This is a genomic window from Rhodoferax antarcticus ANT.BR (genome assembly GCF_001938565.1).
GTDB lineage: Bacteria > Pseudomonadota > Gammaproteobacteria > Burkholderiales > Burkholderiaceae_C > Rhodoferax > Rhodoferax antarcticus.
Window position 1 is genome coordinate 170,271 of record NZ_MSYM01000017.1, and the last position, 15,064, is coordinate 185,334.

The 15,064-nt window shown below is 50.0% G+C and carries 15 protein-coding genes; 2 read left to right on the plus strand and 13 right to left on the minus strand.

The features are described from left to right. Window positions 1-7 precede the first annotated feature (7 nt). The 9 genes from BLL52_RS15720 to BLL52_RS15760 all read right to left on the minus strand — a co-directional run bounded on the left by BLL52_RS15720 (window position 8) and on the right by BLL52_RS15760 (window position 7,776). Window positions 8-1,351 (minus strand): restriction endonuclease subunit S, encoded by a 1,344-nt coding sequence (locus tag BLL52_RS15720; protein WP_075587601.1) that lies wholly within the window; start codon window positions 1,349-1,351, stop codon window positions 8-10. Then, window positions 1,348-3,402, minus strand: a complete 2,055-nt coding sequence (locus tag BLL52_RS15725; protein ID WP_075587602.1) for a type I restriction-modification system subunit M — start codon at window positions 3,400-3,402, stop codon at window positions 1,348-1,350. Before BLL52_RS15725 ends, BLL52_RS15720 begins: the two co-directional genes overlap by 4 nt. Then, window positions 3,402-4,040: an ImmA/IrrE family metallo-endopeptidase gene (locus BLL52_RS15730; protein WP_139313420.1), complete on the minus strand. Its 639-nt coding sequence runs from the start codon at window positions 4,038-4,040 to the stop codon at window positions 3,402-3,404. The genes BLL52_RS15725 and BLL52_RS15730 overlap by 1 nt, the downstream gene beginning before the upstream one ends. Next, the gene (locus tag BLL52_RS15735) at window positions 4,028-4,450 is read right to left on the minus strand and encodes a hypothetical protein (RefSeq protein WP_139313421.1); all 423 of its coding nucleotides are present in this window, start codon (window positions 4,448-4,450) and stop codon (window positions 4,028-4,030) included. The genes BLL52_RS15730 and BLL52_RS15735 overlap by 13 nt, the downstream gene beginning before the upstream one ends. 64 nt (window positions 4,451-4,514) lie before the next feature. Beyond that, window positions 4,515-4,724 (minus strand): hypothetical protein, encoded by a 210-nt coding sequence (locus BLL52_RS15740; protein ID WP_075587605.1) that lies wholly within the window; start codon window positions 4,722-4,724, stop codon window positions 4,515-4,517. Further along, window positions 4,715-5,347: a ParA family partition ATPase gene (gene parA / locus BLL52_RS15745; RefSeq protein ID WP_075587606.1), complete on the minus strand. Its 633-nt coding sequence runs from the start codon at window positions 5,345-5,347 to the stop codon at window positions 4,715-4,717. Before parA ends, BLL52_RS15740 begins: the two co-directional genes overlap by 10 nt. 390 nt (window positions 5,348-5,737) lie before the next feature. Beyond that, on the minus strand, window positions 5,738-6,208 hold the full coding sequence (locus tag BLL52_RS20450) for a hypothetical protein (protein ID WP_139313422.1): 471 nt from the start codon (window positions 6,206-6,208) through the stop codon (window positions 5,738-5,740). A gap of 385 nt (window positions 6,209-6,593) precedes the next feature. Then, window positions 6,594-7,007, minus strand: a complete 414-nt coding sequence (locus BLL52_RS15755; RefSeq protein WP_075587608.1) for a hypothetical protein — start codon at window positions 7,005-7,007, stop codon at window positions 6,594-6,596. 112 nt (window positions 7,008-7,119) lie between these two features. Further along, a complete protein-coding gene (locus BLL52_RS15760; protein ID WP_075587609.1) occupies window positions 7,120-7,776 on the minus strand; it encodes a hypothetical protein in 657 nt (218 codons plus the stop codon). 1,923 nt (window positions 7,777-9,699) lie between these two features. Here BLL52_RS15760 and BLL52_RS15765 point away from each other — a divergent pair. Both BLL52_RS15765 and BLL52_RS15770 read left to right on the plus strand, forming a co-directional pair. Further along, window positions 9,700-10,170, plus strand: a complete 471-nt coding sequence (locus BLL52_RS15765) for a helix-turn-helix domain-containing protein (protein WP_158025661.1) — start codon at window positions 9,700-9,702, stop codon at window positions 10,168-10,170. Beyond that, on the plus strand, window positions 10,104-10,697 hold the full coding sequence (locus BLL52_RS15770) for an IS630 family transposase (RefSeq protein WP_158025699.1): 594 nt from the start codon (window positions 10,104-10,106) through the stop codon (window positions 10,695-10,697). The genes BLL52_RS15765 and BLL52_RS15770 overlap by 67 nt, the downstream gene beginning before the upstream one ends. A 289-nt stretch (window positions 10,698-10,986) precedes the next feature. Here BLL52_RS15770 and BLL52_RS15775 read toward each other — a convergent pair whose 3' ends face one another. The 4 genes from BLL52_RS15775 to BLL52_RS20455 form a co-directional block, all read right to left on the minus strand. Continuing rightward, window positions 10,987-11,925, minus strand: a complete 939-nt coding sequence (locus BLL52_RS15775) for a DNA-binding protein (RefSeq protein ID WP_075587611.1) — start codon at window positions 11,923-11,925, stop codon at window positions 10,987-10,989. 1,044 nt (window positions 11,926-12,969) lie between these two features. Continuing rightward, window positions 12,970-13,875 carry a plasmid replication initiator TrfA gene (trfA, locus tag BLL52_RS15780; RefSeq protein ID WP_083634005.1) on the minus strand — a complete coding sequence of 302 codons (906 nt, stop codon included), beginning with the start codon at window positions 13,873-13,875 and terminating at the stop codon, window positions 12,970-12,972. A 16-nt stretch (window positions 13,876-13,891) separates the two neighbouring features. Then, window positions 13,892-14,176, minus strand: a complete 285-nt coding sequence (locus BLL52_RS15785) for a helix-turn-helix transcriptional regulator (RefSeq protein WP_075587612.1) — start codon at window positions 14,174-14,176, stop codon at window positions 13,892-13,894. Window positions 14,177-14,358: 182 nt separating this feature from the next. Then, complete coding sequence (locus BLL52_RS20455; RefSeq protein WP_139313425.1) at window positions 14,359-15,045, minus strand: hypothetical protein; 687 nt, start codon at window positions 15,043-15,045, stop codon at window positions 14,359-14,361. Window positions 15,046-15,064: the final 19 nt, after the last annotated feature.

Genomic DNA, 15,064 nt, shown 5'->3' on the forward strand with positions numbered 1-15,064 from the left:
TAGCTACTTACGCAAGTTCTACGAAGGCTATCAGGCTATTCGCTATGAATTCCCTGGTACGCACATCCACTCTGCCCAGTACGGCATCGGCAACGGTGGCGGCGCGCAGTTCTTTGAGTAGGGCTATTTCTTCTTTGGCGTGGCGGATCAGGTCATCAATTCGGGCGGTCTCGGTCTGGACCCGAGCCGCTATCACGAGTTGATCAGCTAGTGGGGGCTTAGGTATCTGGAAGCGCGACAAATCTTCGCAAGTCAATGCACCCTTGGTGCCGCCTTGTCCGTCACTCACCATCCTTAGGGCCGCGTACATGCCGGTCAGCGTCCAGAACAGGTACTCGGTGGAAAATGCGCTAGGGTCGGCTGCCAGATAGGCCAAATGCTGGTTGATAGTTGCTTCAATCTTCAACACGGTCACTTGCCCGCGCGTCTTGCCTTGCCCGGTCAGGGCGATCAACACTGCACCGGCTTGAACAATGGGCAAATGGCAGGCGCGCAACGCTTCATCGGTCACCAATTCGGAGCCTTCAACTACCTCGTCTTGGTTGACTACAGCACTATTGAGCCAAGGAAACGTTCCGCCGACCCAATAATTGGCGTTATCTTTCAAGGGCGTGGAACCATTGCCAATACGAGCGTACTTGCCGATGCGCACCATCTGCCACGCGGCTGGAATAGCCGGGCAGAAAACATTGTTAGTTTGCGTTTTAGGCACTGATAGGTTTGCGCCCGTCGTCAGGTCGGCAATCACGCTTTGCCGATACTCCCCCAACAACCCAATCAACCCCACCTTTTCCCGAATCAGCGCATCAATGCGCGCGGTTTCGGTGTCCAGGTAGTCGGCGATGGCTTGCTGTTCTTCCAGCGGCGGCACAACCAAGGTAGCGTCGTTTATACGCTGCTGGTTAAGCAGCTTTGCCCCATAAATGTTGATAGCACAGTTCTCAGGAATGAACGCGGGAAAGGTGTAAAAAGCCCACGAAACCTCGTATTCATCCGATTGCAAGAATGTCGCTATGGCCTCATTCGTAAAAAGCGGGACACCCGTAATGGACACTTGGCCGACACTCAATTTGAAACTGAAAAGCAGACTACCTACAGGCGAAGGAACGATGCCAGCCTTTTCAGCAGCTCCGTCACTGATGAAATTTTTCGTCTCACTGATAATAAGATCCCCCAAATCACCTATCGTCGCCCAGGGATTCGCACCTTCATAACTTGAACTGTCGCCGGTTGGCGGGGTCCAACCAGTCGTGTGGCGAGCAATGTGCTTTACCTTTTTCAATTGCCAATGCCCGGGCACATCCCCCAGCCACGCCACGCCGGACGGCTTGTAATCTGGATACGGCTTCACTGGCTCACGCCCCGCAACATGTCCATGAATCGTTTTTCCATGGCCTCAATATCAGCCTGAATGGCCGAGCGGCTGCGCGGTGGGGTGTAGACATAAAACTCGCGGTTGAAGTTGATCTCAGTGCCCACCACGCCGGTCAGGCCATCACGCTCGTCTTTCACGTCGCGGTTGATCCATGCATCGCCCCAATGCGGCAACACTTCGTGAGCGAAATAGTCGTCAATGTCTTCATGCAGAGGCACGTATTCGGAATCGCGCAGGTCGGAATCAGACAGCACTTCGCCTTTTTCGTTGGTGCAGGGTTCGGCTGTCTTGTCTTTGGTCCCCAGGCCCTTGCGTGCCAGCTCAAACGCTTTGGTACTGAGCTTGGGTTTGATGCCTTTCAACGCAGGCAACAGCGCGACCAAACGAGTGGCCTGCGTCTGCAATGCGGCGCGAAAGCTCTCAGCATTGGTGTAGATGGCAGTCGGGTCCAACTCGCGCAGCGTAGCTACCAACAGCAAACTCTGATCCACTGGCATTTTGGTGGCGTTGACGACCCGAACCAGTGTTACGATGCGCTCGGGATCGGCTTGAAACCGCATACGTAAAGGCCGCTCAATGGTGAGCCTGCGGTAGAAGAAATGGTCGCGATCCAGCAACTTGGCTTTAAGGGTGCGATTGGTGGTGTCATCGCTCCATTCCATGGTTTTGAAGTCCGCATAGGCGCGGGCAATACGCGCTACACAGTCGGCAGTGACCTCGCGGCGTTTCTTGCCCAGGTTCTTCTTCATCAGCTGGCTCATGCCGCTGGCGTCGATCAGCAGTACCTTGCCTTTGCGCTCGGATGGCTTGCGGTTGCTCATGAACCACAGGTAGGTGGTGATATTGGTGTTGTAAAACAGGTCCGTGGGCATGGCCACGATGCAATCAAGGTAGTCGTTGGTCAAAATGTGGCGGCGAATTTCGCTCTCGCCACTGCCTGCGTCGCCGGTAAACAGGGGCGAACCGTTGTGCACCACGCCAATACGGCCACCACCCTTGCCCGCCACGAGCGGTTGCATTTTGGACAGCAGATGCAAACTGAACAGCATTTGTCCGTCGCGTATAGCGGGCAGGCCCGGCGCAAAACGGCCCGCTGCACCTTTGGAGTGCTCTTTACGCACCGCGCTCTCGGCAGGCTTCCACTCCACGCCATAGGGCGGATTGGCGGCTTGGTATTCAAAGGTCTCGCCTGCGTGTTTGTCCACCTCCAGCGTGTCGCCGTTGGCAATGTTGGCCGGGTCCTGACCGCGTATCAGCATGTCGGCCTTGCAGATGGCGTAGGTTTCGTCCTCTAGCTCCTGGCCGTAAAGCTTCAAGGTCACGCGGTCGTTGAACTGGCGCAGGTGCTCTTCCGCCACGCTCAAAATGCCGCCGGTGCCTGCCGTGGGGTCGTACATGGTGCGCACGATGCCGGGCCGGGACAATGCCTCTTCATCGCCACCAAACAGCACGGTGACCATCAACTCGATCACGTCGCGCGGGGTGTACTGCTCACCAGCGGGGGACACGTCGTTGAACTTGCGCAGCAGCTCTTCAAATGCCTGGCCCATGTCGTGGTTGGTCACCACCGACTTGCCTTTTTCGTCCTTGTCACGCAAGTCTGTTTCCGCAAAGTTCTTGATCACGCCATAAAGGCGGTTCTTTTCGGCCAGCTTGTCCACCGTGGCCAGAAAGCCAAATTTCTCAAAAATGTCGCGCACGTTTTGCGAATAGCCATTCACCATGGCTTGCAAGTTGTCGCGCACGTCATGGCTGTCTGGGGTTTCCGCCACCCCTGGCAGGGTGAAGCCCGAGGTGTTGTAGAACGCATAGCCGCTGGCCGACGGCAATATCCTGTTGAGGTAGTCGTTTCCCTTTTCCTTGTTGGCAGCGTACTTGGCAAACACCGCCTTGGAGGTTGGCTCAAGCACGCAATCCAGGCGGCGCAGGATGGTAAACGGGAGAATGACCTTGCGGTATTCGTTTTCTTTGAAGGCACCGCGCAGAAGTTCGGCGTTTTTCCAGATCAGGTCGGCAAGTTTGGTCATTAAGAGTCGGTTTCGAAAAGGTCGGGGCTATTGTCTGGGCTATTGCTCGGGAAGAGCGGCAGGGTTTCATTGCGCTTCTTTTGCGGCTTATCGACCTTGGTATGCGCTGCCAGCCCCAGCAGGGTTTCAACTTGACCGGCGGCGCGCATGATTTGGTACATGTCGAGCCTCTCGGTCGTAGTGTCCTTCTCAACGTAATTTTTCAGGTAGCTCGCAGATTGGTTCTCCACCCCGTTGCGGGTACACACAATGTAGGCAGTAGATTCCGCTTCAAGTTCTTGCTGCGTGTGTGTTTGGGTCGGGCGTATGGGAATACTCAAGTATTTGTCTTGCCCAAGATGCCCCAGGAACAGGTGTGCAAGTTCATGTGCCAAGGTGGCGAATTGCACGTTGGGGTTGTGGTTCTGGTTCATCCTCATTTTGTAGGCCGATTTTTCGCCGGGCAGTGCGGTACGAGTCAGACGGGCAATCGAACCTGCCTTAAGGTCGCCCATATCGACATACTTCCAAAAAATGTCTTTTTTCTCAATTAACGCGGCGAACCGATCCAAGGCCGTTTGGTCAATAACGCCCGCCGCCTCGAACGCCGATACGCCCGTTGGCAGCGGATCACCTTCCGTGTCCATCACGTCATACACAAGCGCAACAGGGCCAAAGGGCCAAAGGGCCACAAGATAAGCAGTGGTCGCGCGTCTGCTTTGATGGTGCGCTTAAAGGTTTCTCGCCAGTCCCGTGCTGACGCCGCATGGTTCAAACCCGGCTTTTGAATTTGCAACAACAGCGCGTTGAACGGGGCAAAGTTGCTCAGCCGCACCACGAAGTCCAGCAGATTTTTATAGTCCGCGCCCTTGCTGTATAGGCGTGAATCCTCCAGCAATTGGTCCAACATGGACCGCGCCGCATCGGTTTCGATTGGATTGACCTTGGCCGAATCTTCCACTTCTTCCCCCTGATTATTTGTTATGGTTACATCGTAAGGCCGTTTTTGCGAAACAGATTCACGGCTCCAGCAATTTGTGCAGAAAACCATATTTGCGCCCAATGTCATAGAGACTGATCTGCACCAGCCGGTCGAATCCAATTCTTCAAAAATTACACTTTTACACTTATCTTTATTTACTCAATTGCGTGTCTAGGTAAATACTCATAGCCTCAATGATCATCTCGCTCATAGAGCGATCCGCTTGCGCTGCGGCTGTCTTCCACTGCCGCCTGACTGACAGAGGCACGTTGATGTTCACCCGCCCAATGTCTTCACGCACCACGTCTTGCACTGGCACGTCAACGCGAACCTTGTCCAACGGTTTAGATTTCAAACCCATTTTGCAGTCTCCATTTCATTCAACACAGCATCCATCTCGTCCTTGGCTTTGGCATCGTCCAGGTCGTACACACTCAGTCCGTCCGTCAAGGCCTGGGCAAACACCACCCGGTTGCCAATGGTTGAATCCATCTGGTCAATCTCGTATTCATTCCATTCACCGGTCTTGACCAGTTTTGAGAGCTTTGAGACCCCGCTGGTCCGGTTGACCAGGAACGCCGCATCAATGCTGCCGCCCACATCAATCTTTGAACGCACGAGCTTGACCGTCGCTGCGCTGGCCCACAAGTCAGCGCCAGACGGTTGAATGACTAACAGCGCCACGTTGGCAATTCGCACGATGGCAGCGGCCATCGCCTCGGCTTTGGCCGGACCGTCAATGATTACAAAATCTGCCGCTAGCGTGGGAATGGCACTCAGCATTTGAGGTCGATCCAGTGCAACGACTACCGGCAGGTTGGCCCCTTCTGGACTTGCAGCCCGCCAGTCCCTGGCCGTACCCTGTGGGTCAGAGTCAACCAGGACAACCCGCTTGCCACGGCGATGAAGCGCGGTGGCAAGATTGGTGGCAACGGTGCTTTTACCGCTGCCACCCTTTTCATTGATAACCGCGATGATTTTCATATACTCTTTTACTCATAAGCGTTTACGTTCAATAGTGTATATAAACTTGGCTGGTGTATCAATCTCGCGGAGTCACTCCCCATGCCTTACGACAGTTTCGCTTGAGCCTCTTCCAGTGCTTGCAAATCCTCATCGTTGCCCATTGCGCGGTCTTCGGCTGCAGCAGCTGTCGTTGGGACCCGCTGCACTTGCTCAATGATCGCCGCTGTAATCCGCCGATCAATTCGGCGTCAGCAATGCAAACGACTGGATGACCTACTTTCCAGTCGGCACATTTCACTGACGTTTCTATTTCCAATCTGGCTTGCGGTTGTGATTAGCAGGCTGCAGAAATACTGACTGAGTCCCTGCAAGGTTCAAAAGTCGACGTCATAGACCCGACCGCTTTCATCAAGCAGTCGCCTGCTGGCTTACCAACGGTGTGCGCTTGCGAGGGGTCGGGAAATCGTCATTAACTCCAGAATACGGATCCCTCGACCGCCCAAGCGAACTCAAACTTTCAACTGCGGCGGCTAAAGTGCGCACTGCATCCGTCCCCTTTTCAGTTAATTGAATCATCACATCAATTGCGTCATCAATACTCACCCCCAAGACCTTCTTTTCGATTGGATTACCAGAGTCATCGAATCCACTCAGATCAAGCCAAACTATCAATTCATTTTTTACTTGACGCTGCTTATATTGAAGTACGAGTCGATAATTGTTTACATCAGAACCTTGGTCGCTCAGCCAACCAACAATAGTAACAATTTCATTTTCGCAATCAACCCAGCATTTCCCAACGTCCCCCCTCCAGTCAGGGTGATCACAATTATTAAAAGTTAAAGCGTCTTCTAAAATTTTAGCTACTGCAACGTCCATCGTAATCTCCTTTCAAGTTAATATTGCTTTCTGACCCTTCAGAAGTTATATTTTATACAAAAGACTTCAAAATTTTATTGCATAAGATGTGCAAATATCTTATGTTTGTTTTTTGCATATTTTAAATATCTTGATCCCTGATTAGCAAGGATCTTCCGCCATTGCCATCTGCTCGCCACAGAATTTTTTTTATTCTGTTTTTGCGGCAACAGAGAATAATTAAAAATTCTCAAATTTCTAGATGTTCCGATGATGTAAGAGGTTTTTAAAATTTACAAATCGTGCGACTTCAGTTCTTGACTAGATAATAATTTAATATGAAATAAAAAAACCCGATCGAAATCGGGTTTTAGGTTTACTCTATCAAATAATCATTGCTCTAATGTCAATGATTGCAATATAAACACATGTAATATGTATATGTGAATCTTCTTAGGAATTCGGTATCATAAATAAATCCTTTAAAGCCAAACTCCTCAAGATCATACAGCTTATTGATTTCAAAAGATTCTATTGTTTTATCATGAATAAATTCAATATGAACAAAAATTTTGTTTTTAGATAAATTTAAGGACTTGTCTTTTACAGAAATACCAGCATCCTTCAATGCAGTCATCATTTCATAAAATGCGTCCTCTAAATCGTCACCATATGCTATTTCAGCGTGAATAAATTTAAGTAACTCAAGCTCACTATTCAGCTCGGATTTGCTATGACTTTCAATATAACTTCCAAAGCAAAAGTTATTTCTAAACTCAAAAAAAGCATTAGTTAAATTGGCCGTACCTATTTTTAGCATGACACATCACCTTTAAAAAGCTCTGCAAAATCGCATGAACTGCATTGGATATGTCATCAAAAAATAAAGTCGATTTTTTATCAGTGCGCAAAGTGGAAAACTGCGCCTTTTGTCATTTTTTGTTGATTCCTGCCTTCCTGAAGCCAACCATCATTGGCAAGGTGTCGGGATCAGGCCCCGGCCATGCACGCTCTTTAAATAGAGCGCCCCAAAGTTTCTGTCCAGACTTGAGCGCTTTGCGTAGCTGCCGCCGAACCCCGCCAAACATTGGATAGAAGCGCGTCCAGTGATGTGATTCCAGGGCAACCTTACTAGGATCACCTGTCTTCACCAGCGCCGTCAGGTGCTGCTCCAGCAGTCCCATGTCTCTGGATTGAATACGCCACGTCCAGGCATAGTCGCCACGCTCGCGCGGTTCGTGCACGATCACGAACTTTGAAAACTCCGGCAACTTGGTGTTCCACTTTTCCCGGCTGAACGGCCCCACCTCGATGGAACTGGCGAACTCCGTAGCCATCAAAATCACCTCGACTTCGCCGGGCGCACCAATCACGGGGGCGGCAACCGCCACAGCGGTCGGCAAGCCCTTCTGCTTTTTGTCTTGGCGCTGGTAGGCGGCCAGGCGCGTGCCGTACACCTCGGCCCATTTCTCATCAAGCGCCTTCAGTTTTTCTGGTTCGGTTTTGATTGAAATCCATCTGGTGTAACCACGGGTGAAATGCAACAGGATCGATTGAAGGGCAGGAGTCAGGTCATCATGAATTTTCATGAAAACATGATACCTACAACGTGATAGCTAGTAAAGCTACAACGCTAAATGAAGGTGGGAAGCGCGAGCTTCCCTTTTTGCAAGCGCCACATATCCAGATCAGTTTTGTAACGATTGATCTGGTGAGGCATCGCTCCCTGCTGTTGGCGCTCCCCCATGTGTTTGTGAAAACCACGAACACATCGGGGAGCGCCAACTCCAAAGCCACCATTTCACTCTCGGTGCGTAATGCACCAGGGGCTGCCAAGCCCCACGCACGCGAGCTCGCCAGCTCGCGTGAATCTTCGTCTTGGCGCCCGATGCAGAGAAATTTGCACGTCGGGTGCGAGGACGAGGGCAAGGGGTAACCCCTGGTCGCAAGACCAGACTAAACCTTTGCCTTCAGTCCTTGGAGGCACTGCCGCGCGAGCGGCTGTGGGTGTGCGATCAGGACACGGCGACCAAGCGGAAATGCTTGGAAGCCTGCACAAATGAAATCAGGAGTCTGTCAAAAGACGTTAGAACTGACCCGGGGGTGAGTGGAAACCTCACAACCGGTGCGACCTGGGATGGCAGCAAATGCGCAAGAAAAATGCGCTTCGGTCACATGGGCAAAGTGCCCAGAGTGGTCGGGGGAGCGGGAGATAACGCGGGTCACGCCGCGAAGTCCACCAGCCTCTGCTGATAGCTTAACCCTGTAATGCACCTGACTCATGAAAATGAATGGTGCTATTGGTCGATGATTACAAAAAAGCCTGTCGAAAGATTGGCCTGGCTCTAGGACTGCGAAGTCTGCGAATCCATGAATAACAGAACATATCCGTAAGCTCACCGCTTTACCACCTTCGGGGGGCTGAAAACTGGGGGACGTGCCCAGCCATTGAGATATGCAAACTGTATGGAAGTCTATGTAATTGGTAGTTTGTGATAACTGAGGAAATCTCGATGTCTGCGGTGGGTTGGAAACCATCGCAAGCCGCGTAACGAGCGGCATTAAGGGCATAGGGGTGAGAGCGTGATTCGAGTAGAAAAAACCAGGCGCCGAAAGCAACTGGGAAAACGTAAAAGACGTTTGCGCTGATTGGCATCAGCAGTTCGAAAGATCGAGGACGAAGAGTAAGAGTGACTAACCCCATTGGCTTGGGGTGGTGTAAAGGGACGGTTGGGGCTTGGCGGCCCCAGCTATTCATCGATCCGGTTTGGCGACTGGATGATCAAAAAATCTTTACTATTTATGAAAAATCCACCGACAGGTGGAGGAAAAACTGCGTCGATTTGCATTGAAAACCGTCTTTAAAAACATTTAAAAAGTGCACCACAAGGGATTATTCCCATCAAAAATTTGGCTAATAAGTCAAGTTCTCAAAAGCCTGGGCCTAGACATTTACATGTCAAAAACTCGGAAAAAAAACTAACAAACCCTCACCGGGCAGAAAGGAAATTTAGTCTGCTAAAGGCAGATAAAAGCAGATAAAAGCAGATAAAAGCAGTGTCGAGCTTCGGTTCGATATTAATATGAACGCAACCAGTAATGGATTTCGTCTATTATGCAAACCCCTAAACCCCCTCATTGAGGGGGTTTTTCACGTTTAATTGAGATCGTCTTGAATGCCTGAAATACCAGGGTGGCATTGGATCAGCATCTCGCCATAGACCGCTTGTCGGCTCTGGCCGCATCTTCAGCCGCCTCGTACGTGATATCAACTTCGGCAATCTTGACAATTGCCTTTACCGGAAAGTTGATCGTTATTTAGTATTTTGAAAAGTTCGAAATACGCTATAGGCATTTAGTTTTTTGAAACTACGTTAGCCCCATGCACGCATAGGTAAAAAAATCGCAGTGGTTGTTTTGGTAAGCTAAAAATGTTAAATTAAATACGTATATAAAATTGGATTACACTAATTTCATTTATAATCCATTCTCCAATATAACTGGAGTTTCAATTGGCAAAGAAGGTGACGTTAACTTTACTCCCACAAGAGCGATTCCAGCTGCAACATATTATTGATCGTGGTTCAAACTGGCGTGAGCGTGAACGCGCCAAAACATTGATTCTCTTTGATGATGGACTATCCATGAAAGTGATTGCTGAAACTGTTGGCATAGATATTCGCACAGTCGGCTTGACGCGTATGGATTGGCTCAAGCGTGGTTTTGAGTCGCTGGTTGATGCACCTCGCAGTGGCGCGCCAAGGAAGATCACCCCAGAGCAACTTGAAAGGCTCTTGGACGCGGCTGAGAAGGAGCCATTGACAGCCAAGGCGCTGTTGGCCAAGCACGTCGACGCCGGCGGCACTTTGGTGCATCTGAACACACTGACCCAGGCATTGAAGAAGGCCCAATTTGTTTGGAAACGCACACGTTCATCACTCAAAAAAAAAGAGACGAAGCCGCTTTCAGATCTGCCCAAGTAGAGATCGCTGGACTGCGTTCGCAAGCCGCTGCGGGTGAGATGGTGTTGGCCTACTGTGACGAGGCAGGATTCTCGCAAGTACACCCCAATCGCAGCGCTTGGACACCCAAAGGAAGTCGTCATTTGATTGAGGCCAAACGCGGAAAACGGCTCAACGTGCTGGCTGCCATGCTGTCCACCGGGGAACTATTCAGCGCCAAAATTTGGCAATCTACAACGGCAGAAATATTTGCTGGATTCATTGGCTTGCTCAAGGAACACGTTGGGAAGAAAATAACCATCATCATTGACAATGCATCAGTACACAAAGCGAAGGCGACCAAGCCAATCATGGCTTTGCTGGAAAAACAAGGTGTGACACTTTATTTTCTCCCTCCGTATAGTCCGGAGCTTAATCGCATTGAAAAGCTTTGGCACCTGATGAAATACACCTGGATGTCCGCCAAGTGTCGCGACAGCGAAACCTTGGAGGCTGATGTTGGTGACATACTTGACAACTTTGGATCCAAATATAAATTTAACTTTTGACGTATCTAACTTAATATTAATAGCTTAGATCCGCCCTTGTTAGCCCCATGCACGCATGGGTAAAAAATATGGAACCGCATTCAAGCGCGGTGACGATATCGTTAGCCCCATGCGCGCATGGATAATAAATTGACAGGGACAAGTACCCGTGGAGGCCGTGTGAACCTGGACATGTTTAACGTACTACTTAGCCGAAAAATTGTGTCACTTTTATTGGCCGTGCCGCGTCCCTCCTTTTCTCAAACTACATCTGGCTGGCACCTAGCGTCATAAAAGCACCTGGCAGGAATCAAGGTTTTCCCGCCGCCAGCACCTGCATCTGCTCAGCGACCTGATTTTTCATGGCATCGACCTGGCCGCGCAGGTTGGCGGCATCCTCGCGTGCCGCGCTGGCCTCCTGTTGCGATTTCTCCTGGCTAGCTTCGGCCTTAGCCAAACGCTCACCGGCGCGCCGGGCTTCCAGCTCAGCCGCTTTGCGCTGTTCCTGGCGCGACTGCTCGATGGCCTCTGCCTTGGCGGTGAGCGCCGCCAGATCGCCGCGCACCTGGTCACGCTCGGATGACACGCCCAAACTGACTTTCTTCTGTTCAAGCAACTCCGCCCGAAGCTGCTCAGCTTCCTTCAGGTGACGGGCGCGCTCGGCCTCGATGGTGCCCGCCATGCGCGCCAATTCAGCCGCATGCTGCTCCCCCGCAACTTTGGCCGTTTGTTCCGTCACCGCCAACCGCTCCCGTACCTGGGCCAACTCCACCGCCTGCGCTTGGTAAACAGCTTGCAGTTCCGCCAGCTTGGCCTCCAACCCTGTCACCTGACTTGCTGCTTCATCGACCATCGACTCCAGGTCTTCCACAGTTTGCGAGGCATCGGCCAGCTCACGTTCAGCCTGGGTGCGCTGCTCACCGGCAGAACGCACCACCTCATGCACCCGCCTCTCTGCAGCCTTCACCGCTTTGTCATTCAACTCGATGGCCAGCGCCGCCAGGCGCTGCGTCAGCTCCTTGGTGACCAGGGCCACTTCTTCGGCCACCTCCACCGGCAATTCAGCCACCGGCTCGGCCTTGGTCACCGACTGGCTGGCCAGATGCTCATCCCAAACCTGTTTCAACCTGGAAGGATTGCCACCGCCGACCTTCTGACGCAAGGCAAACCCGGTGATGTTGCGGCCTGTGGCCTGCAGATCCTGACCGGCAGTGATGATCGACTCGGGACTGAACTCAACTGGGCGCATGACAAACCTCCTGGGCGGTGGTGATGGGTGGGTGATGCCTCATTCTGGCATAAAAACAAACAAAGAAACGAACTAATAAATAAACAAACAAAGTAATCAATTTAGCATACCCGCAACACCCCACCACAAACCAAAGCCTGGGCAGCAGCTTCGCCAGCCAGGCCCAGCCCAAAGCAGGCCGATTCACCGTACATCACCCACCGGGCAGTAAAGAGAAGTGAAAGACGCGTTTAAACGGCCTACAGCGCAAAAATCCGCCTTGTCCTGCCAATCCCCTTGACCACCTCAAAGAAATCGCCGCTTTGGGCATTGCGCCTGCATCCTGCTGTGTCTGCGTTCAATCGAACAGGTCGAGCGGCTGCTTTTGCAGTTTGTGCTGGTTTGTTGGATGAAGTGGCAATTTTTCTTGCCTTCATGCCCAGCTGGTTGTTTCTCCCCCTCGTGTAGAGGGGGTCGGGGGGTTAGCAGCCAGGAGCCCGTAGGGCGGGCGGCACGCCTGAGAGTTGGACACGTAGTGCCAACTCGATCAGGGGGTCTGGCATCTCCCCCGTGGGGGACTGTTTGATGGACAAAGTTCCTGAGACCGGACGCGTCGCGGTAAAGGCAAGCAGGAAACAATTGTTCGGATTGGCAAGGTATTGGTTAGAAAGAAGTTAAAAAACGGTTAGAGGCACATAAAAATCGTAATTTTCTTTAACAAATCAATTACTTACAAAACCTGTGGATAGGTCAAACGACACGAAAACATAGGTCAAATTACACGAAAACGCAGGTCAAACGACACAAAAACATAGGTCAAACGACACGTAACGTAGGTCATACGACACGCTTTGACCTTGGCGCGGTCCGAAAACGTAGGTCAAACGACACATCGCGTAGGCCAAACGACACAATGTCCGGGTTTCTTCAGTTTGACTTACCAAGTTATCCACAATTAGATCTGTTATCTGCATGATTTAGTGTCGTTTGACCTATGTTCTTGCATATGTGCGTAGGTCAGACGACACGCACTGTAGGTCACACGACACGCTTTCCGCTTGACCGTCAATTTCGGGTGCAACAAATTTGGTTGTCCTTGTTTAACCAAGCCACGTCAACAATCTTGGCCCCCACCACTTCAGCGCAAGCACGCTTTACCGTCTGCCGCCAACTCGTCATGTTTGCATCGGACGAACCGCAAATTTGCCAAAATTTGACCAAGGCCAGCGGGTAAGGGTAACTATGGCTTTCAATATGGTCAGCCAGGCGGCGAGCAACTGGCGACAGGTCGCGGTAAATCTCCCAGCAGTGGCTTGTAAAGGTGTTGCCAGCAAACAAGACAATCATATTCGGGTCAATCCAAACGCGGTATTGCGTAGGCTTGCCCATCGAATCATTGAGAGCGGTGTAGTTTTGGATGAGTGAAATAGCCCCAGTTGTGCCATACGACTTGGCGTTGAGGGCCAGCACTTCGCTGGCCTTAAGTCTTGAAATGCACTCACGGGCGCGGTCGTAGTTTCTCCCGCTTTTTGACCAATTCACACCGCGCACCAAATCTTTTATGCTGAATTCAAAAGGTGTGCCAAAGGGGACGCCTTTGCCGTAGTTAATAATTTGCAGCCACACCAACTCGTCATCCTCAGCCCGTAGCTCGATCCCCGTATAGAGAATTGAAATATGATCGTTGAAATGATACAATTTCTCATGCACAAACGTCCGACGTGGGTGACGTTTGTTTCGGGCCGTAAAAATCGAACAGCGGGCGAGGTCATTTACAAGATGCCGCAAATCATTTCGGTCTCCTATGGTCTCAGGGAAAAGTAAGTCAAGCTGACGAATGGTGTCCCGCTTGATCCCTTTTCCACTCAAATACATATTTCTTTGACTCTTCGCTATTTGGATATCATATTTACCATTATGCGGCTTTTGTTGCAATAAATGCAACTGTTGTGCAATCTGATTAAGGCCCATTATGTAGTGAGCTCTTTTATTTTATATTCAATTGGGCATTGAATATATCTTTAGTATCATTCACACAAATTTTAGTTCTTCTCGCATGCAATCCAATAACTAGTTCCCGAATTTCATTGTCAGATTTACCAGCTACACGCGCTGCGTTGATTGCATGGACTTCAGTATCAGGCCAACCTTTGGCTCGTTGCCCAATTGAAACGCCACTTGTAAAAAGTCCTGCACGAATGGCATTGTAGATACTGGCATCGGCCCTGTGCCCTGTTGCCCGCTTGACTTCTGGTAGCCGCAAAATATACATCTTTATTCCTCAATAATCCTCGCTATCGGTTGATAGCGATTGAGGTGAATGATGATTTTTTGGCTTTTATTTGTCACCCTAGATAGGGCGACGCGACCCTAGTTGGGGTACGAATCAAAAGCATGCAACCCAATCCGAAGTCCTAGTCAGTTTTTTTATAACTCGGAGTTCTGCACGTTCCCTTATTTAGTCAACAAATATTCAGCCATATTTCTTTTCGCTTCCGCAAATTTCGTTTGCACATTTGATTTACCAGTGCCTGGAAGACCTTTGTATAAATCTTCAATGGTGGCTATGACCTGAGCATCGCTGGTAAATGCGCTTCTGCGTATACTATTTGGTTTTTCAATAAATAACTCAATCATACACCCAATAATATTCAAAAGACCGGCTCGCTCTTTTTTGCTTAGTTCACTACTTGTCGCGTTAAGACTGCAAGCTTCATAGTTAATAATTTGCATTAATGTAATGGTTCCATTGTTAAGAACCTCTTGTAATGAGATTGGCTCGTTGAAGGTACACCAACAATTTTCTGTGTTTATCGTGACGTTCTTTTCAATAAGAGGGCTGTCACAACCTAAACTAAAACTGCAATCAGACAATGAATTTTGATAGGGGTATCGCAAAAATAGAAATGGTCCAATATTAGGCCCATAGTCTGGACCAAAATTGTATTCTTCAATTGGTTGAAGACCTAAAATTTCATCATTTTCAAAATTAACAGTTTTTCCACATAACCCTCTCACCCAAAAACTTGGAATTAATTTTTCTTGAATAATAAGATGACAAATGTCAATATCTCGACATTGCCATCTTTGAATAAGCTCTGGAAAAGTTAAATATTCCATCGGAGGAAATTTGATACTCATAATATTTTTATTGAAATGT

Coding starts and splice junctions, on each gene's coding strand:
- BLL52_RS15725 (WP_075587602.1), bottom strand. CDS start 3,402: ATGACCAAACTTGCCGACCTGATCTGGAAAAACGCCGAACTTCTGCGC.
- BLL52_RS15735 (WP_139313421.1), bottom strand. CDS start 4,450: ATGACATTGGGCGCAAATATGGTTTTCTGCACAAATTGCTGGAGCCGT.
- BLL52_RS15740 (WP_075587605.1), bottom strand. CDS start 4,724: ATGGGTTTGAAATCTAAACCGTTGGACAAGGTTCGCGTTGACGTGCCA.
- parA (WP_075587606.1), bottom strand. CDS start 5,347: ATGAAAATCATCGCGGTTATCAATGAAAAGGGTGGCAGCGGTAAAAGC.
- BLL52_RS20450 (WP_139313422.1), bottom strand. CDS start 6,208: ATGGACGTTGCAGTAGCTAAAATTTTAGAAGACGCTTTAACTTTTAAT.
- BLL52_RS15755 (WP_075587608.1), bottom strand. CDS start 7,007: ATGCTAAAAATAGGTACGGCCAATTTAACTAATGCTTTTTTTGAGTTT.
- BLL52_RS15760 (WP_075587609.1), bottom strand. CDS start 7,776: ATGAAAATTCATGATGACCTGACTCCTGCCCTTCAATCGATCCTGTTG.
- BLL52_RS15775 (WP_075587611.1), bottom strand. CDS start 11,925: ATGCGCCCAGTTGAGTTCAGTCCCGAGTCGATCATCACTGCCGGTCAG.
- trfA (WP_083634005.1), bottom strand. CDS start 13,875: ATGGGCCTTAATCAGATTGCACAACAGTTGCATTTATTGCAACAAAAG.
- BLL52_RS15785 (WP_075587612.1), bottom strand. CDS start 14,176: ATGTATATTTTGCGGCTACCAGAAGTCAAGCGGGCAACAGGGCACAGG.
- BLL52_RS20455 (WP_139313425.1), bottom strand. CDS start 15,045: ATGAGTATCAAATTTCCTCCGATGGAATATTTAACTTTTCCAGAGCTT.